This is a genomic window from Geomonas sp. (genome assembly GCF_035254065.1).
Lineage (GTDB): Bacteria > Desulfobacterota > Desulfuromonadia > Geobacterales > Geobacteraceae > Geomonas.
Genome location: NZ_DATFBA010000239.1, coordinates 1 through 6,073 on the forward strand (window position 1 = coordinate 1; position 6,073 = coordinate 6,073).

Here is a 6,073-nt window from a genome sequence, read left to right on the forward strand (position 1 = left end):
TCATATTAATCTTTTCATACAATAATGAAGACGTTGCGATTGTGTATACCATTGCAAAGGGATTAATTATTCAAAGTGACGAGTATTACTGTGAGCAACGCAGGAGGCTTGATTGGAGGTTTGTAGGGTGATTAGGGAGGAAGAATACTAAGTAACGACTTAGGCATCGCGCAAAAAAGACAGTGCCCCCCGCCTGCTTTGCATTATGTACCTTGTAGTACCGACAGCTCCCTCTCCCGGAGGGGGAGGGCTGGGGAGGGGGAACGGCGCTGGCAGCGCGGGCATGGCTCCCCCCTCCCAGTCTCCCCCCTTTCGGGAGGAGGAGCTGTCTGGCAGGGAGGAGGGTTGGAGGGGTGAACAAGCCAAGCCGGCTTCAGAAGGAACAGGCGGCAATAACACGAAAGGGATCAGCTGGTCCCCTTCTCGAAGTAGTCCTTCACCGAGATGCCGAGGCGCTTGAGCATGGTCTGGAAGTTGGGACGCAGCATGCCGGTTTCCTCGGCCGCCCGGGAGATGTTCCAGTTGCTGCGCCTCAAGGCGTTCATCACGAAGGCCTTCTCCACGCTCTCCACCGAGCGGTCCCGGATCTGCCGCTTCATCTCCTTGAGGTCCTCGGCAGTGGTCGGCACGTACCCCTCGAAGCCGGCCGGCGCGTCCGCGCAGGCCTCGGCAAGCTCCAGGTTCTCCTTCTGGATGACGCTCCCCTCGGCGAGCACCACCGCGCGCTCGATGGTGTTCACCAGCTCCCTCACGTTGCCGGGATAGGAGTAGTTCTCCAGGAACTCCATGGCGTCCGGGGCGAACCCCTTCAGGTCCTTGCCGACCTCCTGGGTGAACTTGTTGAAGAAGTGCCGGATCAGGAGCGGGATGTCCCCCTTGCGCTCACGGAGCGGCGGGAGGTCGAGCGGGATGATGTTCAGGCGGAAGTAGAGGTCCTCGCGGAACTTCCCTTCGGAGATCATGGTCTTCAGGTTCTTGTTGGTGGCGGCCACCAGGTGGATGTTGAAGGAGACCGGCTGGGTGCCGCCGATCGGGGTTACCTGGCGCTCCTGCAGGACCCTCAGGAGCTTGGCCTGGGTGGAGAGGCTGATGTTGGAGACCTCGTCCAGGAAGAGGGTGCCGCCGTCGGCCACCATCAACAGGCCCATCTTGGTCTGCATGGCGCCGGTGAAGGAGCCCTTCACGTGGCCGAAGAGCTCGCTCTCCAGGAGGTTCTCGGCGAGCGCGGTGCAGTCGACCGCCACGAAGGGCTGGTCGCGGCGCGAACTGTTCTTGTGGATGGCACGGGCGGCCAGCTCCTTGCCGGTGCCGCTCTCGCCGGTGATCAGCACGGTGGAGTCGGTGGCGGATACCTGGATGATGCGGCGGTAGACCTTCTGCATCTCCCGGCTTTCCCCCACGAACTGGTCGAAGCCGTGGTGGCAGTCGATCTCCTTGGCGATGTAGACGTCGTCCGGCGAGCTCTTCTTCTGCGAGAGCGCCTTGTGCACCTTTTCCAGGATCTGGTCGGGGGTGAAGGGCTTTACGATGTAGTCGACCGTGCCGTTCTTCATGGCCTCCACCGCGGTCTCCACGGTGGCGAAACCGGTGATCATGATGACCGGGGTCTCGGGCTGCAGGATCTTCACGGCGTTTAACACCTCAAAGCCGCTCATGCCCGGCATCTTGAGGTCGGTGATGATGAGGGAGAATTCCTTCTGCTGTAAAAGCTCGATTGCCGCGTGACCGTTCTTGGCCGTCTCCACATCGAAGGAGTCTGCTTCCAGTATGCGGGTAAGGCCCTCCCTGATTACAGCTTCGTCATCAACAACTAGAATGTTCATAGACCCACCATGTTGAGCTATCCAATTGAATTCCATTGAATCACGTTCGGCCACGACTCTCACTGGGGCTCCCCTCAGCCAGAGGCCGAGGCAGAGTTAAGTCATATTAAATCAATCATCTCTTACATCGAGAAAATTGTCAATAGAAAGTCATGAGACCTGCCTCACCCATACAGTCAGCGGGTGATCTTCTGAGTCTGGACGCGCTGCTTTAGACAGTAATAAACCCGTCTTATCGGCAACTTGCCACCCCATACCGCCTCCCTTTCCAGCCCTTCTGTGCAGGTGTATGTACTCTCCATACACCCCCCCGGCGCCCAGTGATTCCCGTAAATCCAGTCAAAATGCGCCTTTAACGGCTGCGCCGCACCTTCGGCATGTATAGACGGCATATACAGCGGGGGAGCCGGGAACCAACACGGGCAGAACACCACGGCAAAATCAGCAAGGTTTTTCAGCACCTTACAGATAATGATCATCGTGGCACGCTCCATGCTATTAGCATTTGCAAACGATCAAAACCTGCCATCGGGCGAAAGCAGCCTGCTGAAGGAAAGGAGAATGCCATGAAAGTCATAACCGCAACGCTACTGTCACTGGTGATCACCGGCACCCAGGCTATGGCATCCGCAGGAGGAGCGCATCCCGAAGGGATGGGACTTTTGACCACCTTCTTCATCGCCTTTGGCGCCCTCATCGTCCTGTTCCAACTGCTCCCCGGCATGGCCCTGTTCTGCGGCATGTTGAAGGGTCTCTTTTCCACGGGGGCGGCCGAGTCCGAGAAGGCGACGGCGGGCAAGTGACGCCGGCAAGCGAGGTACCAGTTGCAGTCAGGCCAGAACATCGGTGAAGTCACAACCGGAGCTTTCCCGCTTCGGCCCGCGTAAAGAGAGTTCAGCTATCACGGCAACGGGCCGGGCAAGGCAAAGGTTAACTCGTATGAGGGCAAAGCTATGCAAGGACTGCTCATCGTGGATGAAGATATGGACTGCCGGAAACAGATGGCCTCCATGTTTATCGAGTTCGGCTACAACGTCATCGTCACCAACTCGGTGGAAAGCGCCCTCTCCGGCATCCTCAAGAAGACGGCCCAGGTGGTACTGCTGGGGACCAAGTTCGACGAGCTGACCGCCGCCGAGCTGATCCCGCTCTTAAAGCAGTGCAACCGCAAACTCACCATCATCCTGGTGGCGGCGGACACCTCGATGCCGCTGATCAGGAAACTCAGAAGCGAGGGGATCTTCTACCACGCCCTCAAACCGGTCAATGCCGAGGACCGCGAGGAGATCCGCCAGGCGGTACAGTGCGCATTCGAAAGTGTCCGACTGCAGCCGACTTAGAAAACGGCGGGAAGGCGCCCGGCGCCCCGGCCATCGAAATGACAGCGTCACCCAACAGTCAAAGGAGGAAGGTCATGAAAACGAACATGAGGCAACTGGCGACGGCAATCAACGCGGCACTCATCACCATGCTGGCAACGGCCAACGCCCATGCGGCGTCCACCAACAAGGTCTTCATCAGCAAGATCGGCATCTTCGTGTTCCTGGGCTTCTGCGCCCTGGTGCTGGTGGTCCAGCTGATCCCGGCCATGATGACCCTGTACGGGATGCTGAAGGGCGTCAGCAAGGAGCAGGAGAAGTCGCGCGTCAGGAACAACTGACGACCAAGGCAGGGGGCGGCCCTGGCGGCCGCCCGCCCCTTCCCGGGGCCAACATCCCAATTTAAAAGGAGCATGCCATGCTCGAGCAATTCGGACAGATACGGGAAGTCTTCACGCTGGTGGACTTCTACCAGTACATCAAAGGGGTCGAGTACCTCATCTGCATCGCCTTCTTCATCGGCTTCCCGATGTTCTACCGCTACCTGCATAAGCGGGAGCAGGATGAGAACAGCCAGTCGCACTGACGTCACGGCAACACCACTACACTACCAGGGTCGGGCCCGACAGGCTCCCCGCTCCTGCAGGAGAGAGACATGCCCTCTTACAAACCTTTGATACTCGGCGCGTTAGTACTGTCGATCTCGGCGTCCCTCCCGATGACAGCCTCCTGTCTCTCGGCCCCGGACGTCATCACCCTCAACCAGAATGGAAAGCTGTACAAACCGTTCAGCTTTGACCACGCAAAGCACATCCAGATCATCAAGGAGTGCTCGGACTGCCACCACCACACCACCGGCACGCTGGTCACCGACCCCAACTGCGCCAAGTGCCACTCCAACTCGAGCCCGACCAAGGTGGTCTCCTGCAAGGGGTGCCACTCGGCCAAGCCCTTCTCGCCGGAATCGCTGGCCGCGAAGAGCGAGAACAAGCAGCGCTTCCACCTGGACGTGATGGGGATCAAGGGAGCCATGCACGAAAACTGCCTGGGCTGCCACGAGAAGAAGGGTGCCGGGCCCACCGGCTGCCAGGACTGCCATCCCCGCACCGCGTCGGGGAACGCCTTCTACGATGCCGACAAGAAAGGCAAGGCAGGCCACGCCAAGGCGGAATAGCGATCCATCGCAACCAACGACCACAAGTCCATCACGAATCGAAGGAGAACCGCGATGAAACGTAGAAATTTCCTGAAAGCTTGCATTATTGGCGGAGCAACCATCACGCTCGGCAAGACCAATAAAGGATGGGCGAGCGGCTCGTTCGAGGGCTACCCGGAATCGATGGGCGTGCTGGTCGACACCACTCGCTGCGTCGGCTGCCGCAGCTGCGAGGCGGCCTGCAACAAGGAGCAGCAGCTCCCCGCACCCCAGTGCTCGTTCGACGACAAGTCGGTCTTCGAAGAGCCCAGGCGGCCTACCTCCACGGCCTACACCGTGGTGAACGAGTACGAGAAGAAGTCCGCCGGCGGCCCGGTCTACCGCAAGGTGCAGTGCAACCACTGCAACGAGCCGGCCTGCCTCACCTCCTGCTTCGTGAACGCCTACACGAAGACCAAGGAAGGGGCGGTCATCTACAACTCCAAGGTCTGCGTCGGCTGCCGCAACTGCATGATCGCCTGCCCCTTCAACGTGCCGGGTTACAGCTACGAGAGCGTGACCAACCCGGTGGTGAAGAAATGCATCCTCTGCTACGACACCAGGCTGAAGGTCGGCAAGCCCCCCGCCTGCGTGGAGATCTGCCCCCAGGAGGCGCTCACCTTCGGGCACCGCGCCGATCTCATCAAGCTTGCGCACGAGCGGATCCGCATGAACCCCGAGCGCTATTACGACCACGTCTACGGCGAGAAGGAAGTGGGGGGCACCAGCTGGCTCTACCTCTCCCGGACCTCGTTCGACAAGATCGGCTTCGACACCACGCTCTCCAATGACCCGATCATCTCCAACGTCAAGGACTTCCTCGGCATGGTCCCGATGGTGCTCTCCATCTGGCCGGCGCTCTTCTCGGGGATCCACCTGCTCTCCAAGGGGGGGCAAGACGGACACGGGCATGATACTGAAACCAGGGAGGAGGACCACTAACCATGAAAAAATTCATCCAACAAGGATTTGCGACCGCGATGGATTCGCCCTACCACGAGAACGGCGAGAAGCGCACCATCATGAACAAGCTGCTCCTGGGGCTTTCCCTGCAGCAGTATCTCGCACAGGCGATCCGTAACCCCTTCAACTGGCTTTTGGCGGTGATCTTCGCCATCGGCATCCCGACCATCATCGGCCGCTTCTTCTTCGGCCTGGCCTGGGGATGCAGCGGCTCCTACGACTATCCCTGGGGGCTGTGGCTGGGCTTCGGCCTGTTCGGCATGGTGCCCCTCTCCTCCTCCGGCTTCCAGCTGGGAACCGCCTGCGAGATCTTCGGGCGGCACGACCTGGAGCCGATCGAGCGGCTGGCGCTGCTGAACGGCCTGTTGGGCTACTTCTTCGCCGTCATGTACCTTTTGGTCGACCTGGGGCAGCCCTGGCGCCTGCCGTATCCGATGGTGGTCTCCTTCGGCCCGGCCGCCGTCCTCTTCCTGGTCGCCTGGCACGTCTCCACCTACCTCTCCGTGCAGATCCTGGAGGTCTCCCAGGGCTTCTTCGAGTGGATCGGGCTGCCGGCCGGCAAGGCCGCCGTGCGCAAGATCACCCTCGGCCTGACCGTGGCCGGCATCATCCTGTCCACCCTGCACCAGGGGGCCTTGGGCGCGCTCTTCACCTACGCACCGGGCAAGGTACACCCGCTTTGGTACTCCTCCTCTTTCCAGTGGCTGCACTTCTTCGTCTCCTCGCTGCCGGGCGGCCTCTGCATGGTGATCACCGTCTCCACCATCGCCACC

At 60.2% G+C, this 6,073-nt stretch carries 8 protein-coding genes; 7 read left to right on the forward strand and 1 reads right to left on the reverse strand.

The genetic code is table 11. The annotated features are described in order from the left end of the window. Positions 1–407: 407 nt before the first annotated feature. Entirely contained in the window at positions 408–1,823 is a 1,416-nt protein-coding gene (locus tag VJ604_RS11180; protein WP_324082518.1) for a sigma-54-dependent transcriptional regulator, read from the reverse strand. Between the two features lie 566 nt (positions 1,824–2,389). Here VJ604_RS11180 and VJ604_RS11185 point away from each other — a divergent pair. From VJ604_RS11185 to VJ604_RS11215, 7 genes are all read left to right on the forward strand, one after another. Continuing rightward, positions 2,390–2,626, forward strand: coding sequence for a hypothetical protein (locus tag VJ604_RS11185; protein ID WP_324082519.1), 237 nt, complete (start codon positions 2,390–2,392; stop codon positions 2,624–2,626). Between the two features lie 150 nt (positions 2,627–2,776). Continuing rightward, on the forward strand, positions 2,777–3,163 hold the full coding sequence (locus tag VJ604_RS11190; protein WP_324082520.1) for a response regulator: 387 nt from the start codon (positions 2,777–2,779) through the stop codon (positions 3,161–3,163). Between the two features lie 74 nt (positions 3,164–3,237). Further along, positions 3,238–3,483 carry a hypothetical protein gene (locus VJ604_RS11195; protein ID WP_324082521.1) on the forward strand — a complete coding sequence of 82 codons (246 nt, stop codon included), beginning with the start codon at positions 3,238–3,240 and terminating at the stop codon, positions 3,481–3,483. 77 nt (positions 3,484–3,560) lie between these two features. After that, on the forward strand, positions 3,561–3,728 hold the full coding sequence (locus VJ604_RS11200) for a hypothetical protein (RefSeq protein WP_324082522.1): 168 nt from the start codon (positions 3,561–3,563) through the stop codon (positions 3,726–3,728). A 132-nt stretch (positions 3,729–3,860) separates the two neighbouring features. Further along, positions 3,861–4,316 carry a cytochrome c3 family protein gene (locus tag VJ604_RS11205; protein ID WP_324082523.1) on the forward strand — a complete coding sequence of 152 codons (456 nt, stop codon included), beginning with the start codon at positions 3,861–3,863 and terminating at the stop codon, positions 4,314–4,316. A 54-nt stretch (positions 4,317–4,370) separates the two neighbouring features. Beyond that, positions 4,371–5,279, forward strand: coding sequence for a 4Fe-4S dicluster domain-containing protein (locus VJ604_RS11210; protein ID WP_324082524.1), 909 nt, complete (start codon positions 4,371–4,373; stop codon positions 5,277–5,279). A 2-nt stretch (positions 5,280–5,281) separates the two neighbouring features. Next, positions 5,282–6,073 (forward strand): polysulfide reductase NrfD family protein (locus VJ604_RS11215; RefSeq protein ID WP_518517911.1); only part of this gene is annotated, 792 nt, incomplete at its 3' end.

Excerpts from the sequence above, each read along its gene's own strand:
- VJ604_RS11180 (WP_324082518.1), bottom strand. The coding sequence starts at position 1,823 with ATGAACATTCTAGTTGTTGATGACGAAGCTGTAATCAGGGAGGGCCTT.
- VJ604_RS11185 (WP_324082519.1), top strand. The coding sequence starts at position 2,390 with ATGAAAGTCATAACCGCAACGCTACTGTCACTGGTGATCACCGGCACC.
- VJ604_RS11190 (WP_324082520.1), top strand. The coding sequence starts at position 2,777 with ATGCAAGGACTGCTCATCGTGGATGAAGATATGGACTGCCGGAAACAG.
- VJ604_RS11195 (WP_324082521.1), top strand. The coding sequence starts at position 3,238 with ATGAAAACGAACATGAGGCAACTGGCGACGGCAATCAACGCGGCACTC.
- VJ604_RS11200 (WP_324082522.1), top strand. The coding sequence starts at position 3,561 with ATGCTCGAGCAATTCGGACAGATACGGGAAGTCTTCACGCTGGTGGAC.
- VJ604_RS11205 (WP_324082523.1), top strand. The coding sequence starts at position 3,861 with ATGACAGCCTCCTGTCTCTCGGCCCCGGACGTCATCACCCTCAACCAG.
- VJ604_RS11210 (WP_324082524.1), top strand. The coding sequence starts at position 4,371 with ATGAAACGTAGAAATTTCCTGAAAGCTTGCATTATTGGCGGAGCAACC.